This is a genomic window from Uliginosibacterium paludis, assembly GCF_039631355.1.
In the GTDB taxonomy this organism is placed as follows: Bacteria; Pseudomonadota; Gammaproteobacteria; order Burkholderiales; family Rhodocyclaceae; genus Uliginosibacterium; species Uliginosibacterium paludis.
Genome location: NZ_JBDIVF010000001.1, coordinates 147,842 through 165,349, shown reverse-complemented (window position 1 = coordinate 165,349; position 17,508 = coordinate 147,842). Strand labels below are relative to the sequence as shown.

Below are 17,508 nucleotides of genomic sequence, written 5' to 3'. Positions count from 1 at the left end.
GGGCTCAGCAGCGCAGGCGGAAGGCTTCGTCGGTGAGCTGTCTGAGCTGCCGGTTGAGCGCGTCACCGCTTGCGGCCTCATGAGGCTGGCGCAGCGCTGATTTCACCCTGTCCTGCTCGCGCGCATTGAACGCACAGCGATCCGGTCTGCCGGTCTCGGGGCGCTCCGGTGCGGTGAAGGCCGCGCGATCCGGCGGCGGAGGCCGGCGAGCCTCGAGTTCCGCCAGCTGCGTCTGGAAGGGTCGGTCAGGACTCAGTCCGGCGGTTGGCGGCGGGCCTTCGAGCGGGCGGGCCCGGGCGTCCGCACAGTGTTCGTCGGGGTGGTCGGTATAGACCGTTCGGCCGTCTCGCTCGCATCTGAACAGACGGCCCTTGCCCAGGTCTGCCATGAGGGGCGGCTGGTCAGCGGTGAGCTTGGACTCCGGGCTTGGCGCCGGCTCGGCAGCGATCACCGGGCGGACCGGTTGTGCCGAAGGATCGGGCTCCCGACCGTATTCGAGTCCGATCCAGGCGGCCAGTGGCAGTGCGAAAGCGAGTCCGATGGCGAGCAACCGGCCGCTGTCAGCGCTGTCCTGACCGCCAGGTCTCATTGCGCGATGTACTTGAGCAAGGCTTCGGTCGAGCCGTCATAGGCCGGCCCGGTTTCGCCCTGCAGGCGCTTTTCGAGTCCGCTGGCCAGTTGCTTGCCCAGCTCCACGCCCCACTGGTCGAAGGAGTTCAGCCCCCAGATCGAGCCCTGCACGAAGACCTTGTGCTCATAGAGCGCGAGCAGGGCGCCAAGGATGCGGGGCGAGAGTTCGTCGAGCAGCAGGGTGTTGCTGGGCCTGTTCCCCGGGAAGACGCGGTGCGGCAGCAGCGCCTCGATCTCGGCCTCGCTGGCGCCGCGTGCGCTCATCTCGGCGCGGACTTCACCTTCCGTCTTGCCCTGCATCAGCGCGGCAGACTGGGCGAGGCAGTTCGCGATCTGGCTGGTCCGGTGCGGCTCGACCTGGCCCGGCTGGGAGAGCGCGAGGATGAAGTCGACCGGAATCGTGGCCGTGCCCTGGTGCAGCAGCTGGAAGAACGCGTGCTGGCCATTGGTGCCCGGTTCGCCCCAGATGACGGGCCCGGTGGCGTATTCCACCGGCTCTCCATCGGCACGCACACGTTTGCCATTCGATTCCATGTCGAGCTGCTGCAGAAAGGCGGGCAGGCGGTGCAGGGTCTGGTTGTAGGGCGCAACCACCTGGGAGCCGCAGCCCATGAAATCGACATACCAGATGCCCAGCAGCGCGAGCAGCACCGGCAGGTTTTCGGCCAGCGGTGCGGTGCGGAAGTGCTGATCCATCTCGGCCGCGCCGGCGAGCAGTTCCTCGAAACGCTGCGGCCCCACGCTCAGTGCGATCGGCAGGCCGATGGCGCTCCAGAGCGAGTAGCGACCGCCTACCCAGTCCCAGAAGCCGAACATGTTGGCGGTGTCGATGCCGAAGGCGGAGACCTTTTCGGCGTTGGTCGATACGGCCACGAAATGCCGCGCGACCGCGTTTTCGCCACCGGCAGCTACCAGCCAGCTGCGGGCACTGCGGGCGTTGGTCAGCGTTTCGAGCGTGGTGAAGGTTTTCGACGCGACCACGAACAGCGTGCGGGCCGGGTTCAGACCGGCCAGGGTCTGACCCAGGTGCAGGCTGTCGACGTTGGAGACGAAATGCACGCGTGGGCCATCGGCGTAGGGCTTGAGGGCTTCGCAGACCATCAGCGGGCCAAGGTCCGAGCCGCCGATGCCGATGTTCACCACATCGGTGATGGATTCGCCCGAAAAGCCTTTCCACTCGCCGCTGCGCACGCGCTCGGCAAAGGCGGCGCAGCGCTCACGGACTTCGCGGATGGCCGGAATCACGTTTTCGCCATTCACGAAGGTGTGCGCATCGCCCCGAGCGCGCAGCGCGGTGTGCAGCACGGCGCGGTGCTCGGTGTTGTTGATCGCTTCACCTTCGAACATGGCGAGGATGTGGCTGCGCAGGTCGCATTCGTCCGCGAGCGAGAGCAGGTGCCGCACGGTGTCGTCGGTGATGCGGTTTTTCGAGTAGTCGAGCAGGATGCCGCAGGCCTGGAGACTGAAGTGGGCCGCACGGGCAGGGTCGGCCGCGAAGAGGTCACGCATGTGGCGGGGGGCCAGGGACTGGGCATGGTCGCCCAGTTGTTGCCAGGCGGTGGTAAGGCTCGGATTCATGATGGTCTCGCTCTTATGGTTTTCGTCTGTGCCGGCCGCAGCGGGTGGCGCGCCGCCAATATGGCTGTCACGCCAGCAATTCGCATGCCGGAAAGCATGTCAGGCCGCTTCCTGCCGGAAAAGTTTCCTCGATGATAAGCCGGCTTCCGGCCCGGAGGGGCATTGCGCCCCCCGAAAGCCGCCGGTGCGCGACGCTTGCGCTGTCAGTATGATGTGCTCCGACTGTTACCTGAATCCTGTTGCCGGATGAATCCACCAAGCCAGACGATTGCTGCCGTCTCACCGCCTGCTTCGGCGCTGGCCCTGCCTGCGGAGCGCCAGGTGGCGCTGCTCATGCAGGATGAGGCCGGGTTTGTTGCACGCGGGCTGGCGATGCTCTGGCGCGAGCGCCTGTCGGGCGACCTGGCGGAGGAATATGCCGAAGCCTGCCGCTTGATCGCGGCGGGGGAAGCTGTCGCGCTTGCGTCATGCTTGCGGGATCAGCCGGAACTGGTCGAATACCGCAGTGTGCAGGACGGGCGCCAGCTTCTTCATGAAGCAGCCTGTCATGGCACGCCGGCCGTGATCCGTGTGCTGCTGGAGCAGGGCGCACCGGTTGATTCGCCCAGCGGGCGTTTGCTGAGCGGCACCGCCGGGCGTTTCGATCCGGGTGCAAGCCCCTTGCTGCTGGCCTGCGAGGCCGGCCGCTCGCAGCTGGCTCTGGCGCTCATGGAAGGCGGCGCCGATGTCTGCGCTGCATTGCCCGCCGGGCGCGAGACGCCGCTGCACTTCGCGGCGGCGCTCGGCATGGAAGGCCTGGCAGATGCGCTGATTGCGTCGGGCGCCGATGTCGACGCCCTGGCCAGCGCGCAATCCTATGACGATCAACTGGCCGACTACGCATTCAACACACCGCTGCATCTGGCTGCGCTCAACAATCAGGCCGAGCTCGTGAGCCTGTTGCTGAAGAGTGGCGCGCAGCGTGACCTGAGTGGCGTTGATGCACGCAGCGCCCTGCATTACGCCGCCGCACGTGGCTCGGTGGCTGCGCTGGAAGTGCTGCTCGCCGCGGGTGCGGATCCGGATGCCTGCGAGCACTGCACCGTGGGCAATGCGGTGACCCGGCTGAGCCCCTTGCACTATGCCGCGCTCAACGGCCACCAGGCGGCGGTTGCCATGCTGCTCTGCTATGGTGCCGACCCGCTCCGGATCGAGGCAGCCAGTGGCGAGGATGCCATCCGGATGGCCGAGCGCAGCGAAGACCCCGGATTGCTTGCCATGCTCGGCCGCGCCGCTAAAGGTGAGGCGCCCGAAGCCGTATTCAGCTATCTGGATGATCAGTACTTCAGCTGGCTGCCGGGGCAGTACGCCGAGATGCGTGCTTTCCTCGATCATCTGCTGTCCGAATTTCCGCTCGGCCAGCGCAGCCTGCTGACACTCAGTGACTGGTTGTCCGAAGTGCTGGGGCCTGAAAACCGGCCTTATCTCGCCCGGGCCTACCGGGCCAGGCAGAATCCATGAGGAGAGCGGGCCGACATGTTCAAGTGGCTCAACAGCAGCAAACCTGCGCCCGAAGCGCTGGAGCTGGAAACCAAGCTCGCGCAGCTTGAAGCGCTCGAAGAGCGCTATGCGGAAGTCCAGACCGAGTATGTGACCCTTCAGAACGCCCTGGCGGCGTTCAAGTTGCGTTACTGGCGGCGTGTGGGCGGGCTCTACGCCCGGCTTGACGCCCTGCGTGCCGAGGTGGCGGTGCTGCGCGCCCGCAATGCGCCGCAGGACGCGATGCGCCGGGCGGCCGTGCAGGCCACATCCAGCCAGGCGCGAGCCAGTGCGGAAGCCGCCCGCGAAATCGAGGCCGATCCGGGGCAGGAGGATTTTTCGCCGAGTGACGAGCTGCGCAAGTACTACCGCATGGCGGCGCGCATCGTGCACCCGGATCGTGCCGGCGACGAAGCGGACCGCAGCCTGCGTGACGAAATCATGGCGCGGGTGAATGTCGCCTATCGCGATGGGCATGTTCACACCATCCAGACCCTGATCGACGAATACCAGATGCGCAGCCAGCCGGGCGACGAGGATGCCGCCACCCGCCTGATCCGTACCATCCGGCTGATGTCACGGATACGCGAGCAGATCGCCGAGATCTCCCAGGCGAGTGCGAGCCTGCGCGAATCGGGGCTGTACCGGCTCTACAGAGCGGTGGAAGACGCCGAAGCGCGTGGCGAAGACCGGCTGCGTTCCATCGAAGCCGGCATCGAGCGCGATATTCAGCGCACCGAAGCCGAACTCAAGCGCTTGAGCCAGGTCGAGCCCACGCCGCCTGCAGTCGCCGCCGGGACGAAGCCGGAGGCCACGGAAGCGGCGGAGACAGATGCCGGCACAGCTGCGGAAACCCCCTCGCCACGAGCGACGGGAGCTCTTGTCTGCAGCCAGGCCGAGCTGGAGATTGCACGCCTGCTCGACGAGCTGGGGCTTGATTTTTCCTATCGCGAGCCGATTGCGGGCGTCGATCACTCCGAGGAGCGCGAGCCGGCCTTCACGATCCGAAACAGCCGCAAGGAGGCGATGTTCTGGGAGCATCTGCCGGTGCTCGACAATCCGGAAGCACGCGAGCGCTGGCAGGCGCGGCAGGGCTGGTTTGCCGCGCGCGGTTTCGAGACGGGCTTCAACCTGGTTGTGACGCGGGACGAGTCCGACGGCAGCTTCGATGCCCTGCGCCTGAAGCGGATGGCCGAGTATGTGCGCAGCCAGTGGTCCTGAGTGCTCGGCGCGGTTTTGCGCCGACCCGCCTCAGTAACAGTGCTCGGGTGCCGGGAAGCTGCCGTCCTTCACCGCGGCAGCATAGGCGGCCACCGCTTCGTCGATGCTCGCCGCGCCCTGCATGAAGTTCTTCACGAAGCGGGCTTTCCTGCCGGGGAAAACACCCAGCAGGTCATGAAGCACCAGCACCTGGCCGTCGCAATCCTTGCCGGCGCCGATGCCGATGGTCGCCATGCTGCGCAGCGAGGCGGTGATGCCGGCGGCCACGGTGGCCGGCACCATCTCCATCACGATCATGGCCGCGCCGGCCGCTTCGAGGGCCAGCGCATCGGCCTTGAGCTGGGCCGCCCCTTCTTCACTGCGCCCCTGGACGCGATAGCCGCCCAGCTGGTGCACCGATTGCGGCGTGAGGCCGATGTGTGCGCAGACCGGCACGCCCCGCTCGACCAGGAAGCGGACGGTATCGGCCAGCCAGGCGCCGCCTTCGATCTTGACCATCTGGGCGCCCGCCGCCATCAGGCGCGCGGCGTTGCGCAGGGCCTGTTCGCGGCTTTCCTGGTAGCTTGCGAAGGGGAGGTCGGCAATGATCCAGGCCCGCTGGCTGCCGCGCGCCACGCATTCAGTGTGATAGACCATCTGCTCGACGGTGACCGGCAGCGTGGTTTTCTGTCCCTGCACCACGTTGCCCAGCGAATCGCCCACCAGCAGCACATCGACGCCGTTGCGTTCGCAGAGTGTGGCAAAGCTGGCGTCGTAGGCGGTCAGCATGGCGATCTTCTCTCCGGCGGCGCGCATCCGGGCCAGTTCGGTGAGGGTGACGGGTTTGCTGTTTTCGAGGTAGCTCATGTCGGAATCCTGGAAGCGGAGATCGGTGACCGGGGCAGGTCTTGCAGGGACAATCCGGCGGTCGCGGGGTTCCCTAGTGCTGCCGCAGCGGTCAGGCGTAGCTGAAATATTCGCGATAACCGCGCATGGCCTGCAGGCGCTGGAGGATCAGCTCGAAGTCGTCCTCTTCCTCGACCGGATTGAGGACTTCGGCATTGATCACGAACAGCGGTGCAGCGGTGAAATCATGAAAGAAGCGCGCATAGCGCTCGGAAACGGTGGCGAGATAGCTTTCGGTGATGCGGCGTTCGGCGTCCATGCCGCGCCGGCGCACGCGCTCGATCAGCGTCTCGGGCTGAGCCTGCAGGTAGATGACCAGGTCCGGTGCACGAGGTGTCGGCCGCAATTGCGTGAAGAGCTTTTCGTAGAGCCGGGTTTCATCTTCGGAAAGATTCATCGAGGCGAAGAGCGGATCCTTCTCGAGCAGGAAGTCGCTGACCACGCGCTGGCCGCTTTCGAGCAGGCTGCCGGCCTCCTGCAGCAGGCCGGCGCGCTGGAACAGAAACTCGATCTGAGTGGCCAGCGCCCAACGCTCGCGTTCGGCATAGAAGCGGGACAGGAAGGGGTTGAGCTCGGGTTGCTCGAGGACCGGCCGGGCCTCGAGACGCTCGGCGAGCCGTCGGGCCAGGCTGGTCTTGCCGGCACCGATCGGCCCTTCGACGACGATGTACTGCGCTTTCTCGATCATGTTCCAGACTCTCCGGAAGCGTGAGGGGTGGCCGTGCTCAGCTGCGGAAGATGAAATACACCGCGCCGGCCAGACAGAGTCCGGCCCACAGGTAATCAAGCTTGAGCGGCTGGTTCATGTACCAGACCGAAAAGGGGATGAAAACGGCCAGGGTGATCACTTCCTGCATGATCTTGAGCTGACCGAGCGTGAGGGCCTGCGCACCGATCCGGTTGGCGGGGACCTGCAGCAGGTATTCGAACAGCGCGATGCTCCAGGCAATCAGCGCTGCGACGAACCAGGGCTTGCTGCCCAGGTGCTTGAGGTGGCCGTACCAGGCAAACGTCATGAAGACGTTCGAGGCGATGAGCAGGCCGGCAGTCTGGACCCAGATCGGCATGGCGGAAATCAGTCGCGGATGCGCTCGATGCGCTGGTCGGGCAGGGCGTCGAGCAGTTCCATGACCGGCCCGCGCCCCGGGATGTGTGCTTCCGGTGCCAGCTCGGAGAGCGGAATCAACACGAAGGCACGCTCATGCATGCGCGGGTGCGGCACATGCAGGCCGGGCATGTCGAGCACTTCGTGCGAGTAGAGCAGCAGATCGAGATCCAGCGTGCGTGCGGCATTGCGCTTGCTGCGCTGGCGGCCGAACCGCTGCTCGATGCCGAACAGGGCTTCGAGCAGCTCGGGCGCGGCCAGCTTGGTGTCGACCGCAGCGACCGCGTTGACGTAATCCGGCTGGCCATCGACATCCGGCCCCTGGGGCGCGGTGCGGTAAAGACTGGAGCGCGCGATCAGCTTGCAGCCCGGCAGCGCCGTGATGGCTTCGAACGCCTCATTGAGGGTTTTGACCGGGTCGCCGAGATTGGCGCCCAGTCCGATCCAGGCAAGAACGGCCACAGCTCAGTCTCCAGCGGGGGTTTCGGGAGCGCTTCCGGCAGGTTTGCGGCGGCGCGGCCGGCGCTTGCGTGTCGTGGCGTCTTTCTTGCCTGAAATGAGCAGAGCTTCGCGTTCCGGCGTGTCGGCTGAGGCGAAGGCATCCCACCAGTCGGGCAGCTCCATGTCGAGCTCGCCAGACTCGGCACGCAGCCGGAGGAAGTCGTAGCCCGCACGGAAGCGCGGCTGCTCGAGCAGGCGGAAAGGCGCTTTGCCGGAGCGCTTTTCGAAGCGTGGCTGCAGGGCCCAGATTTCGGTGATGTCTGCCGCAATGCGGCGGGTAATGGCGAGTTTTTCGGCTTGCGAAGCCAGCACTTCGTCCATGGCGTCAAACAGTGCCGGCTGGGCGTGCTCGCCGGCTTCCTTGCGCGCATTCCAGTTGGCCAGCACTTCATGCCAGAGCAGGGTGGCAAACATGAAGCCGGGTGAAATCGGCTTGCCGGCGCGCACGCGGGCATCGGTGTTTTCAAGCGCCAGCCAGATGAAACGCTCACCCATCGGCTGGGCCAGGATCGAGTCGAGCAGCGGCAGCAGGCCGTGGTGCAGGCCCTCGTCGCGCAGTCGCTTGAGGCTCACCACCGAGTAACCGGAGGAGAGCAGCTTGATGATCTCGTCGAAGAGGCGGGCAGCCGGCACATTGGCCAGCAGCTCGCACATTTCGCGGATCGGCTTGCGTGCTTCCGGATCAAGGATCAGGTCCAGCTTGGCCGCGAGGCGCACCGCACGCAGCATGCGGACCGGATCTTCACGGTAGCGGGTGGCGGGGTCGCCGATCACGCGCATGGTCTTCTGCTTCAGGTCCATGACGCCGTGATGGAAGTCGAGTACGACCTCGGTGGTCGGGTCGTAGTAGAGCGCATTGACCGTGAAATCGCGCCGGGCGGCGTCGTCCTCGATGGTGCCCCAGACGTTGTCCTGCAGCACGCGACCGTGCTCGTCGGTTTCGGTGTTGTCGTCGTGCAGCGCGCGGAAGGTCGAAACCTCGATGGTTTCCGGCCCGCTCATCACATGCACGATGCGGAAGCGGCGGCCGATGATGCGGGAGCGGCGGAACAGATGGCGCACATCTTCCGGCGTGGCGTTGGTCGCGACGTCGAAATCCTTGGGGTCGATGCGGGCGATCAGGTCGCGCACGGCGCCCCCCACCACATAGGCCTTGAAACCGGCTTCCTGCAGCACGCTGCACACCTTGCGGGCAGCGGGTGAGACCATTTCGCGGCGGATGCCATGCAGTTCGAGCGGAATCTCTGCTGCCTCGGCCCTTGGCCGTGATGGACTGAACTTGAATACCCTGCGCAGCAGTTTTCTGATCATGCTTGGGCTTGAGGACGATTGTCCGGTCAGGCGAACTTGGAGAGCCGCGAGTATACCGCTATCACGTGGCAACGCAGCATTATCTGGCGGCCTGCGCGCGGCGGCGCGCCGCGAGCTTGCGGAAGATCCAGCTGCGGGCAGGTTCGACACCGCTGCGCACGTATTCAAGCGGACTCGGATCAAGGTTGAAATGCCCCTGCAGACGTTCGACCCCCTCGCGTCCGGCAAACAGGATGCGGTCACCGTTCTGCAGGGGCATGCCGGTGGAGGGCAACATGTATTCCCGTTCGCCGTCATCCCCTGTCCGCAGCAGGAAGAGCGGTACGGCGGCCAGCGGCCGGGTCGGATCAAGCGGGCTGATCATCAGCTCGCCCAGCTGCAGCGGCGCTTCGGTGTGGCCGCGCAGCACGTCGCGCAGGCCGGGCTGCCGGTCGTCACACTCGAACACCCAGATGTAGGGCACGCGCTCTTCGAGTTCGGTCAGGAGGCGCACCGCGATCTGCTCGGCGAGTTTCACGCCATGGGCACGAACCTGCATCAGGAAGCGGTTGAGCAGCGGGGCGACGAGCAACTGCAGGCATTCGCGCACCATCAGCTCGGATTTCACGAAGCAGAGGTTGGCACGGGCCGCTTCGATCAGGCTGCGCTCGGCCACATGATTCTGGCGGATGATCACATGCAGGCCCGGCTTGAGTTTGCGCGCACGCGTCACCAGCGCCAGGTTCATTGCATCGCGGTCGGTGCAGGCCACGATGCCGACTGCGCGCTCGATGCCCGCGCTGGCCAGGCTTTCGACCGAGTTGTCGCTGTGCTGGAGATTGTCTTCGTCGGGCAGCGCGGGGTTTGCGTCCACAGCGGTCCAGGTGGAGCCGGTGAGTTCGAGTGCGCGGGCCACCGAGCGACCGAAGCGACCGTAGCCCAGGATCAGCCAGTGCCCGCGTGGGATCTGCGGCGGGATGGGGCAGACGCTCTCCGGCACGCTGGTGAGCCATTCCTCGACCCACAGGACGGCCGGCGCGGCCAGTGCGAGCTCCAGATTGGTCGCGAAGGTCGCGAAGGGATCGATGGCCGTGATGTTGGCAAAACCTTCCAGGTTGCCGGCGGCCAGCGTGCTGTGCACGCGGGCAAGGATGGGCAGCGCCGGATTCAATGCCGCGGCACCGATGGCAATCGCTTGCGCCGCTTCATCGTCGGAGACAAGCACGATCAGCGCCCGGCAGCGCGGGTGGCGCACGCCGGCGTCGATCAGCAGGTCGGGCCAGCGGGCGTCGGCGGCGAGGCAGCAGGGCGGGTCGCGATAGATTTCCACATCCGGGCGCGCGGCGCGCTCCGGCCGGCTTTCCAGGATCACGCTGCGGATGCCGATTTCATCCAGCGCGTGGGCAAGCGCGGTGCCGCTCTGGCCGTAACCGGCGATGACGCAGAAGGGCTCCTCCAGCCGGCGTACCCGCGCTGCGAAGGTGCTGCGCGCCACGGCGTTGCGGAACACCGGCTCCTGGACCAGCGCGAAGATGCTGCCGACCGCATAGGCCCAGCCGGTGACCGAGAGGTAGATCGAGAGCGTGACCCAGGCGCGCTGGGCATCGGTGAAGCTGCCCGGCAGCTCCCCGAAACCGATCGTGGTCGCGGTGTAGCTGATGACATAGAAGGCGTGGAAGAAGCCGAGCGAGGCAGGCTGGCCGTGTTCATCCAGCCCCGGCATCAGCACCAGCCCGCCTACCGAAATCGCATAGACGAGGATCAGCGTGATCAGCGGCGTGCGCAGCCGGCGCAGCGCAAGGAAGAGGATGTCACCCATCCGCGTTGGCTCAGCGGCTCTGCTTGAGCGTTTCGCCGATCAGCAGGATGACCGAGACCAGGTTGGCGAGCAGCGCGCCGCCCGAAATCGAGACCACGATCGAGATCGTCTCGCCATCCATCGGTTTCTGCGCGATGTAGAGGTGAGACATCCAGAACAGGCTCGCGGCCAGCAGTTGCAGCAGAGCTGCCAGACTGGTGGCGAGGTGGGTCGCGCCGATCTGGGTGCGGTCGCCGAACTTCAGTACGGTAGCGATCAGATTCACCACGATCGCGGCAAACAGCTCACTGGCGTGATGCAGCTCGGGCCGGTCGATGTCACCGATGAAGAAACCGAAATTGAGCGTGCAGGCCAGGATGATGAAGAAGCCGAAAATGACCTTCTCGAGATTCATGGATGCGTGTCTCCTTCAGGTTTTTTGGGGCCGGGCCGCGCGGGCGACCCGGCACGGGCCCGGGATCAGGCCTGGAGGATGATGCCGCTGCCGGCGCCGTCCTCATCGCGGTCGCGCAGGCTGATGATCGGCCAGCCTACCGTTTCCGCGCGCAGGCGCAGGGCCACGCAGGGGTCGACGGCCACCGGGCTGTTTACCTTTTCCAGCAGCGGAATGTCGTTGGCCGAGTCGCTGTAGAACCAGGTCTTCTCGAAGCTGGAAAAGTCCATCGCCATCGATTCCAGCCAGGCACTCACCCGTTCGATCTTGCCTTCGCGGAAGGACGGCGTGCCGCGGGCCTTGCCGGTGAAGCGGCCATTCTCGATGGCGGGTACGGTGGCGATCAGGTGCGGCACATGAAAGTGGTAGCGCACGATCGGTTCGGTCACGAAGGCATTGGTGGCCGTGACGATCGCGCACAGATCGCCCTGTTCGACGTGCCAGCGCACCAGAGCCTGGCCGAGCGGATTGACCATGTTGAACACCACATCGTTCATGAAACGGTCATGGAGTTCGCGCAGCTCTTCGCGCGAGCGGGTGGCGAGCGGTGCGAGCACGAAGTCGAGGAAGGCGTTGATGTCCAGGGTGCCGGCCTTGTAGTGCGCGTAGAACTCGTCGTTGCGAGCCTTGTATTCTCCGGCATCGACGACCCCCTGGTCGCACAGGAACTGGCCCCAGGCGTGGTCGGAATCGCCGTCGAGCAGCGTGTTGTCGAGATCGAAGAGTGCGAGATTCATCATGTTTTTTCGGGAGGATGAGGGATTCGGATCGAGCTGGCGCGGGCGGCGCGAGCCTCAGAAAGGTAGTTCAGGTTCGAAGTCTTCGCGCAGCACTTCGCGCAACAGCGGCAGTGTGACCGGGCGGGCCTGGATGAACGAAGCGTCGTCGAGTGCGTCGAGCACGCCCATGAGCCAGCGTGCATCACGACGGCCGTGCCGCAGCAGGTATTCGACGATGTCGGCGTCGAGCAGGATGCCGCGCGCCATCGCATGCTGGATCAGCAGCGCGCCCTTGGCATCGTCATCGAGCGGGCGGATCTCGAAAATCAGTGCCTGCCCGATGCGCGTGCGCACGTCTTCACGCAAGTGCAGTTGCCGGGGCGGCGCGTTGCCGGCCAGGATCAGGGTGCCGCGGGTTTCGCGGGCGCGGATCAGGGCACGGAAGAGCAGGGCCTGGCCGGCTTCGTCCAGCTGATCGACGTCGTCCAGCGCCACGAGTTCGTCCGGGGCGATCTCCAGCGAGCCCGCTTCCCGCGCGGCCAGCAGGCGTGCCGGGCGCCCTGCGGCCGCGGCTGCCGTGACGGCGGCCGCCAGCAGATGACTGCGGCCGGAGCCGCCTTCTCCCCAGAGATAGAGCCAGGAGCCGTCATGCGCAGCGATCTGCCGGCGCAGCGCCTGGAGCAGGGCCTCGTTGTCGCCGGCGACGAAGTTCTCCAGGGTCCGCGGCACGCGCGGGCGCACGTCCAGCGTCAGTTGCTGCATGACGCGGGCGAGGGAGCGGCGTGACAGGAGGATCGGTGCATCGGGCGTTCCGGCAGAAGGGCGAGGGCGCGATTTTACCGGGCGGGCAGTGGATCTCCAAAAGCCGCGCAGCCGGGCAGGCCCGGGACGTGGCTCGCGCGGGGCTGGCGCGCCACACACGATTCTTCAGGCAGCGGGGCAGGGAAGCGCGCGAGCGGGTAAAATGCCTGCCTTTCCCGAATGACCGAGTTCCTCCTCATGGCCCAGACCCCTCTCGATTACACCGCTGCAGGCGTGGATTACAGCAAGATTGATCCGCTCAAGATCCTTGCCCAGAAAGCTGCTTCGGCCACGGCCGGCAATCTTCCTTCGCACGGGGTATCGGAAATTCCGGGGTCGCGCGGCGAGTCGGCCTATGTGATGGATATCGGCGGCGTGCTGATCGCTTCGATCACCGAATGCCTGGGCACCAAGGCGCTGGTGGCTGACGCCGTGCGCCCGATCACCGGCAAGACGCATTACGACTCGATCGCGCAGGACACCATTGCCATGGCGGTGAATGATCTCATCACCGTGGGTGCCACGCCGCTTTCGATTCATGCCTACTGGTCCGCCGGTGGCAGCGAGTGGTTTGCCGACGAGCAGCGCATGGTCGATCTCGTCACCGGCTGGCAGAAGGCCTGCGACGTGTGCAAGGTGAGCTGGGGCGGCGGTGAAACTCCGGCGCTGGCCGGTGTGGTCGAAGCCGGCCGCATTGATCTGGCCGCGTCAAGCGTCGGCATCATCCCCTCGCGCGATCGCCTGACCCTGGGCGACAGGATGCAGGATGGCGACGCCATCGTGCTGCTCGCGTCCTCCGGCATCCACGCCAACGGCGTGAGCCTGGCGCGCAAGCTGGTCGAGCGCCTGCCGGAAGGCTATGCCTCGAAATTGTCGGATGGCCGCCTCTACGGCGAAGCCCTGCTGGATCCGACCACGCTCTATGTGCCGGTCACCGAAGCGCTGTTTGCCGCCGGCATCGTGCCGCATTACTCGGCCAACATCACCGGCCACGGCTGGCGCAAGATCATGCGTCACCCGGGCTCATTCACCTACCGCATTCACACCCTGCCGGATGTGCCGCCTGTGCTGGCCTTCATGCAGGAGCATGCCGGCATCGATGATCGCGAAGCCTATGGCAGCCTCAACATGGGCGCCGGTTTCGCATTCTATGTCGCGGCGGAACAGGCCGAAGAGGTGGCGCGCATTGCCCGCAGTCTCGGGGTGAAGGCCTGGGTTGCCGGCCGCGTCGAAGCCGGCCCGAAGCAGGTGGTGATCGAGCCGCTCGATCTGACCTACGCGGCCGACGAACTGCATCTGAGAGCCTGAGCATCGTGCGCGGCCTGGTCCTGCTGCTGATGCTGCTCATGCAGGGCGTGGCCGGGGCCGCAGCCCTGCGGCCCCAGACTCCGCAAGCGCCTTTTCCCTGGCAGGCGCAGGAACTGGCCTACGACAGCCCGACTGATCCGGGCGTGCATCTGACCGGCACGCTCGTGCTGCCCGAAGGCAAGGGGCCTTTCCCGGCAGTGCTGCTGGTGACCGGCTCCGGCCAGCAGGACCGGGACGAAACACTTTTCGGGCACAAGCCCTTTCTCGTGCTGGCCGATTTTCTGGCACGCCATGGCATTGCCAGCCTGCGGGTGGATGATCGCGGTACCGGTGGCTCGACCGGTGACGTCCTGCACGCCACGAGCGAGGATTTCGCCCGCGATGCACGGGCCAGCCTGGCGCACCTGCGCGCGGCCGAAGGGATCGACCCCGCGCGGGTCGGCGTCATCGGGCACAGCGAGGGCGGCCTGATTGCCGCGATGCTGGCCGCAGAGCCGGCGAATCAGGTGGCTTTCGTCGTGATGCTCGCAGGGCCCGGGCTGAGCGGCGCGCGCATCCTCTCTAACCAGGTCGAGGACATGGCCCGCGTGGGCGGCAGCAGCGGCCCGGCGCTGGCCGCCATGGTGGATCTGCAGGATCGCCTGCTCGCGCTGGCCATGCAGGGCGAGGAAGACCCCGAAGCACTGACCACGCGACTCGCCACCGAGCTTCGCAAGGCCGTGCCCGCCCTCTCTCAGGAGGCTGCACGTGCGAGAGTGGCCACTCTGGCTTCGCCCTGGTACCGCTATTTCCTGGCGACCGATCCGGCCGTTTTTCTGAGCCGGGTACGCTGCCCGGTCCTAGCGCTCAATGGCAGCCGCGATCTGCAGGTTCGCGCGGCCGACAATCTGGCCGCCATCGGCTCGGCACTCGGCCGGGCAGGCAATCCCGACGTGAGCCTTGAAACCCTGAACGGGCTCAACCATCTCTTCCAGAGCGCACAGACCGGCGCAGTTTCCGAATACGCGCAGATCGAGGAAAGCTTCGCGCCGGCAGCGCTCGAGCGGGTTGCCGGCTGGATCCGGTCGCGTGCGCACGGGCGCGATTAGACCCCTGCCTGCCATCACCCGGTGCGCCGTCTGACGGATAGCGCTTGTCAGTCGTCGGTGCATCGGCGATCTTGGTTGTACATAAAAACAATACACACCACACAACAACCGGGACTTTGGAGCGGCAGAGATGAATTTCGCAGTACGCAATATTTTCGCCATACGGACGATGACGTGCATCGGTGCTGTGCTCTCGATCTGCCTGGGCCATGCCGCCATGGCGGCCGATGCTCCGGCGGGAACGCTGGACAAGATCCGCAGCAGCAAGGTGCTGAAGGTGGGTGTGCGTGAAGACAACCTGCCGTTCGCGGGCTATCGCCAGGGTGTGGCTTCCGGCTACTCGATCGAACTCTGTGAAAAGGTGGCCGACCAACTCCGCAAGGAGCTCAAGCTGCCCGACATGCGGGTTCAGTATGTGGTCGTGACCGCCGCGGACCGGCTGCTCAAGGTCAAGAACGGCGAGGCCGACATCGAGTGCGGCACGACCGTGAATACCCAGACCCGCGCGAAGGACGTCGATTTTTCCTACGCCCACTTCATCTCCGGCACGCGCTTCATGAGCAAGAAGAGTGCGGGGCTGAACGACTACATGCAGCTTGACCAGCAGCCGGTCGGCATCGTGAAGGGCACCACGGCCGAGAAACTTTTCATCCAGCTGCATGAAGGCACACTCAAGTCGATGAAGCTGGTCGTCTTCCCTCGTAACCAGGAAGCGATGAAGGCGCTGGAAAGCGGTGCCGTCGTCGCCGTGGCCCAGCTCGACATCCTGCTCGAGGGCATGCGTATCCAGAGCACCCGGCCGGACCAGTACGTGATCAGCGCGAAACCGATGTCGATCGAGCCGATGACGCTGATGTTGCGCAAGGATGACGAGGCTTTCCGGGCCGTGGTCGACAAGACCCTCGCGAATCTCTACGCCTCGGGCGATATCAAGCCCATCTACGACCGCTGGTTCAAGACCGATACGCTCAACATGCCGGTCCCGCTGATGCTCTCCGAATGCTTCAGGCGCCCCTGTCGCAGCCAGGCCGCTGCGCTGGGGCTCGGGTATCAGCTCTGACACAGGCGCGGGTGAGCAAACGTAAGGGCCGGCTGCAGTGAGCCGGCCCTTTTTGCAGGTGAGGCGGGTTCAGCGTTTGCTGCTGCTCGATGAATAGTATTCGGCGAGCTGCTTCGCGCTGCGTGCGCGAACCTCTTTGAGCCAGTTCACCGGGATCGCGAAGTTGAGATTCTGCGCAACACCCGGCCAGTAGGTGGAGCTGGTGATGCCGATCAGCCGGCCAGTGTCGTCAAACAGGCCACCACCGCTGGAGCCGGGAGAGATGGGCGCCGAGGTCTGGATAGCCTCCAGCACGTTCTGCTTGTCCTCAACCAGACGCGAGAGCAGTCCGTCTGCCAGCGTGATTTCGAGCGCGGCCGGATTGCCGACGGTGAATACCCGTTGGCCAACAGTGAGCCTGTCGGAGTCGGCAATGTCGATCGCGGGAGCGTTGAAGCTGCTGTCATCCACGGCCAGCAGGCACAGATCGCGCTCCACGTCTGCGGCTTCAAGCCGTGCCGCGAAACGCTGCTTGCCCTTGACCAGGACGACAGTCGTTGCCCGCGCCAGTGCGTGACAATTGGTGATCAGCTCGCGCGGCGCGGTGACGACGGCAGAGGCCGATCCGACCGGTACCCCGGCCTGGTCTGCGGTACGCAGGAGCCAGACACTGGGCGCGATTTTCGGAAACAGCTGTTCGGAGCTCGCGGCGCTGACCACGCCAGGCAGGCACAGCAGAAGCGTGCCGAAGAGGGCTGCGCGCATCACTTTTCTTCTCCCGCTCTGGCCGGCCTGGGCAGCAGGGCGCGAAGGTCATCGAGCGATGTCGCACTGTGTGTCGCATTCTCGGCCTTCGCGAGTTCCGCCTGGAGATCTGCCGGCCGGCAATGAGAGCCGGTGATGTCGACGACCGAACGAATCGCCCGGTAGAACTGCTTCTTGACCGGCACCGGATCCACCGGATCCGTAATGTCGAGGAGCCCGAGCTGGCAAGCTTCGCGTTCGTTGTGGATCGTTGCCAGATAGTTGTGCTTCGACTTCGGCTCGAAGGTGATCATGATCCGGCAGGTCAGCTGCTGATCGATGGTGAAGGTGTTGAGCCACAGGGTTTCGGGCTGGTCGCCGCGCAGCGTGGTGCTGGCATTGATTTTCTTGCCCTGCATCACATCCTTGATGCCGGTGAGCTCATGCGGGTAGCGGCAGGCCTCCGCGTTGTCGAAGAGGTTGAGGAAGACATAGCCGGAGATCTGTTCGGAGCGGATCTGCAGTCCGGCCGTATTCGAGCCGGTGGGCGCGTTGTAGGGTCTTACGTCACGTGTGCTGGCGCAGCCTGTCATGGCGAGCAAGGACAGGAGCAGGAGCGTTCTGGTGTGTTTCATCGGCCTTGTATCGTGAAGTCATGAGTTTTCCTGTCGCCGGATTATAGGGAGAAGCATCATGACGATTGCTTATAGCTGACTTCACGGATTTCACAGGATGCTCCGGGTCCGCTGCGCCGGATCAGGTGCATATTCCTTCCGGCGCGATGCCGCTCAGGCCGAGTGGCCCTGCTGACAGCGCCGCAGGCCAGGCT

Annotated in this window: 18 protein-coding genes; 5 read left to right on the top strand and 13 right to left on the bottom strand. The window is 65.5% G+C overall.

Annotation, left to right across the window (positions count from 1 at the left end):
- Positions 1 to 4 precede the first annotated feature (4 nt).
- Both ABDB87_RS00775 and pgi read right to left on the bottom strand, forming a co-directional pair.
- Positions 5 to 589 (bottom strand): hypothetical protein, encoded by a 585-nt coding sequence (locus ABDB87_RS00775; protein ID WP_345923184.1) that lies wholly within the window; start codon positions 587 to 589, stop codon positions 5 to 7.
- On the bottom strand, positions 586 to 2,208 hold the full coding sequence (gene pgi, locus ABDB87_RS00770; protein WP_345923182.1) for a glucose-6-phosphate isomerase: 1,623 nt from the start codon (positions 2,206 to 2,208) through the stop codon (positions 586 to 588). Before pgi ends, ABDB87_RS00775 begins: the two co-directional genes overlap by 4 nt.
- Before the next feature lie 246 nt (positions 2,209 to 2,454).
- Here pgi and ABDB87_RS00765 point away from each other — a divergent pair, with 246 nt between their 5' ends.
- Positions 2,455 to 3,708, top strand: coding sequence for an ankyrin repeat domain-containing protein (locus ABDB87_RS00765; protein WP_345923180.1), 1,254 nt, complete (start codon positions 2,455 to 2,457; stop codon positions 3,706 to 3,708).
- Positions 3,709 to 3,723: 15 nt separating this feature from the next.
- Positions 3,724 to 4,947 (top strand): hypothetical protein, encoded by a 1,224-nt coding sequence (locus ABDB87_RS00760; protein ID WP_345923179.1) that lies wholly within the window; start codon positions 3,724 to 3,726, stop codon positions 4,945 to 4,947.
- Positions 4,948 to 4,977: 30 nt separating this feature from the next.
- Here the strand turns inward: ABDB87_RS00760 and panB are convergent, their stop codons facing one another.
- The 9 genes from panB to hda form a co-directional block, all read right to left on the bottom strand.
- Positions 4,978 to 5,793 carry a 3-methyl-2-oxobutanoate hydroxymethyltransferase gene (gene panB, locus ABDB87_RS00755; protein WP_345923178.1) on the bottom strand — a complete coding sequence of 272 codons (816 nt, stop codon included), beginning with the start codon at positions 5,791 to 5,793 and terminating at the stop codon, positions 4,978 to 4,980.
- A gap of 91 nt (positions 5,794 to 5,884) precedes the next feature.
- The gene (locus ABDB87_RS00750; RefSeq protein WP_345923177.1) at positions 5,885 to 6,520 is read right to left on the bottom strand and encodes a deoxynucleoside kinase; all 636 of its coding nucleotides are present in this window, start codon (positions 6,518 to 6,520) and stop codon (positions 5,885 to 5,887) included.
- Positions 6,521 to 6,557: 37 nt separating this feature from the next.
- Positions 6,558 to 6,899 (bottom strand): DMT family protein, encoded by a 342-nt coding sequence (locus ABDB87_RS00745; protein ID WP_345923176.1) that lies wholly within the window; start codon positions 6,897 to 6,899, stop codon positions 6,558 to 6,560.
- Positions 6,900 to 6,907: 8 nt separating this feature from the next.
- Complete coding sequence (gene folK / locus ABDB87_RS00740) at positions 6,908 to 7,399, bottom strand: 2-amino-4-hydroxy-6-hydroxymethyldihydropteridine diphosphokinase (RefSeq protein ID WP_345923175.1); 492 nt, start codon at positions 7,397 to 7,399, stop codon at positions 6,908 to 6,910.
- A 3-nt stretch (positions 7,400 to 7,402) separates the two neighbouring features.
- On the bottom strand, positions 7,403 to 8,749 hold the full coding sequence (pcnB, locus tag ABDB87_RS00735; RefSeq protein ID WP_345923174.1) for a polynucleotide adenylyltransferase PcnB: 1,347 nt from the start codon (positions 8,747 to 8,749) through the stop codon (positions 7,403 to 7,405).
- Positions 8,750 to 8,828: 79 nt separating this feature from the next.
- Positions 8,829 to 10,547 (bottom strand): NAD-binding protein, encoded by a 1,719-nt coding sequence (locus ABDB87_RS00730; RefSeq protein ID WP_345923172.1) that lies wholly within the window; start codon positions 10,545 to 10,547, stop codon positions 8,829 to 8,831.
- A gap of 10 nt (positions 10,548 to 10,557) precedes the next feature.
- The gene (locus ABDB87_RS00725) at positions 10,558 to 10,941 is read right to left on the bottom strand and encodes a DUF6394 family protein (RefSeq protein WP_345923170.1); all 384 of its coding nucleotides are present in this window, start codon (positions 10,939 to 10,941) and stop codon (positions 10,558 to 10,560) included.
- Positions 10,942 to 11,006: 65 nt separating this feature from the next.
- Complete coding sequence (locus ABDB87_RS00720) at positions 11,007 to 11,717, bottom strand: histidinol-phosphatase (protein WP_345924651.1); 711 nt, start codon at positions 11,715 to 11,717, stop codon at positions 11,007 to 11,009.
- A 57-nt stretch (positions 11,718 to 11,774) separates the two neighbouring features.
- Complete coding sequence (hda, locus tag ABDB87_RS00715) at positions 11,775 to 12,461, bottom strand: DnaA regulatory inactivator Hda (RefSeq protein WP_345923168.1); 687 nt, start codon at positions 12,459 to 12,461, stop codon at positions 11,775 to 11,777.
- 237 nt (positions 12,462 to 12,698) lie between these two features.
- Between hda and ABDB87_RS00710 the strand changes: the two genes are divergently transcribed.
- From ABDB87_RS00710 to ABDB87_RS00700, 3 genes are all read left to right on the top strand, one after another.
- The gene (locus tag ABDB87_RS00710; RefSeq protein ID WP_345923167.1) at positions 12,699 to 13,808 is read left to right on the top strand and encodes an AIR synthase-related protein; all 1,110 of its coding nucleotides are present in this window, start codon (positions 12,699 to 12,701) and stop codon (positions 13,806 to 13,808) included.
- A gap of 5 nt (positions 13,809 to 13,813) precedes the next feature.
- A complete protein-coding gene (locus tag ABDB87_RS00705; RefSeq protein ID WP_345923165.1) occupies positions 13,814 to 14,896 on the top strand; it encodes an alpha/beta hydrolase family protein in 1,083 nt (360 codons plus the stop codon).
- Between the two features lie 130 nt (positions 14,897 to 15,026).
- Positions 15,027 to 15,956 (top strand): amino acid ABC transporter substrate-binding protein, encoded by a 930-nt coding sequence (locus ABDB87_RS00700; protein WP_345923163.1) that lies wholly within the window; start codon positions 15,027 to 15,029, stop codon positions 15,954 to 15,956.
- 69 nt (positions 15,957 to 16,025) lie between these two features.
- Here ABDB87_RS00700 and ABDB87_RS00695 read toward each other — a convergent pair whose 3' ends face one another.
- Both ABDB87_RS00695 and ABDB87_RS00690 read right to left on the bottom strand, forming a co-directional pair.
- The gene (locus ABDB87_RS00695; protein ID WP_345923160.1) at positions 16,026 to 16,700 is read right to left on the bottom strand and encodes a S1C family serine protease; all 675 of its coding nucleotides are present in this window, start codon (positions 16,698 to 16,700) and stop codon (positions 16,026 to 16,028) included.
- Entirely contained in the window at positions 16,700 to 17,314 is a 615-nt protein-coding gene (locus ABDB87_RS00690) for a hypothetical protein (protein WP_345923159.1), read from the bottom strand. The genes ABDB87_RS00695 and ABDB87_RS00690 overlap by 1 nt, the downstream gene beginning before the upstream one ends.
- Between the last annotated feature and the right edge of the window lie 194 nt (positions 17,315 to 17,508).

Coding starts and splice junctions, on each gene's coding strand:
- ABDB87_RS00745 (WP_345923176.1), bottom strand. CDS start 6,899: ATGCCGATCTGGGTCCAGACTGCCGGCCTGCTCATCGCCTCGAACGTC.
- ABDB87_RS00750 (WP_345923177.1), bottom strand. CDS start 6,520: ATGATCGAGAAAGCGCAGTACATCGTCGTCGAAGGGCCGATCGGTGCC.
- ABDB87_RS00765 (WP_345923180.1), top strand. CDS start 2,455: ATGAATCCACCAAGCCAGACGATTGCTGCCGTCTCACCGCCTGCTTCG.
- ABDB87_RS00695 (WP_345923160.1), bottom strand. CDS start 16,700: ATGCGCGCAGCCCTCTTCGGCACGCTTCTGCTGTGCCTGCCTGGCGTG.
- panB (WP_345923178.1), bottom strand. CDS start 5,793: ATGAGCTACCTCGAAAACAGCAAACCCGTCACCCTCACCGAACTGGCC.
- ABDB87_RS00720 (WP_345924651.1), bottom strand. CDS start 11,717: ATGAATCTCGCACTCTTCGATCTCGACAACACGCTGCTCGACGGCGAT.
- ABDB87_RS00690 (WP_345923159.1), bottom strand. CDS start 17,314: ATGAAACACACCAGAACGCTCCTGCTCCTGTCCTTGCTCGCCATGACA.
- ABDB87_RS00730 (WP_345923172.1), bottom strand. CDS start 10,547: ATGGGTGACATCCTCTTCCTTGCGCTGCGCCGGCTGCGCACGCCGCTG.
- pcnB (WP_345923174.1), bottom strand. CDS start 8,749: ATGATCAGAAAACTGCTGCGCAGGGTATTCAAGTTCAGTCCATCACGG.
- ABDB87_RS00710 (WP_345923167.1), top strand. CDS start 12,699: ATGGCCCAGACCCCTCTCGATTACACCGCTGCAGGCGTGGATTACAGC.
- ABDB87_RS00725 (WP_345923170.1), bottom strand. CDS start 10,941: ATGAATCTCGAGAAGGTCATTTTCGGCTTCTTCATCATCCTGGCCTGC.
- ABDB87_RS00700 (WP_345923163.1), top strand. CDS start 15,027: ATGAATTTCGCAGTACGCAATATTTTCGCCATACGGACGATGACGTGC.
- ABDB87_RS00775 (WP_345923184.1), bottom strand. CDS start 589: ATGAGACCTGGCGGTCAGGACAGCGCTGACAGCGGCCGGTTGCTCGCC.
- hda (WP_345923168.1), bottom strand. CDS start 12,461: ATGCAGCAACTGACGCTGGACGTGCGCCCGCGCGTGCCGCGGACCCTG.
- pgi (WP_345923182.1), bottom strand. CDS start 2,208: ATGAATCCGAGCCTTACCACCGCCTGGCAACAACTGGGCGACCATGCC.
- ABDB87_RS00760 (WP_345923179.1), top strand. CDS start 3,724: ATGTTCAAGTGGCTCAACAGCAGCAAACCTGCGCCCGAAGCGCTGGAG.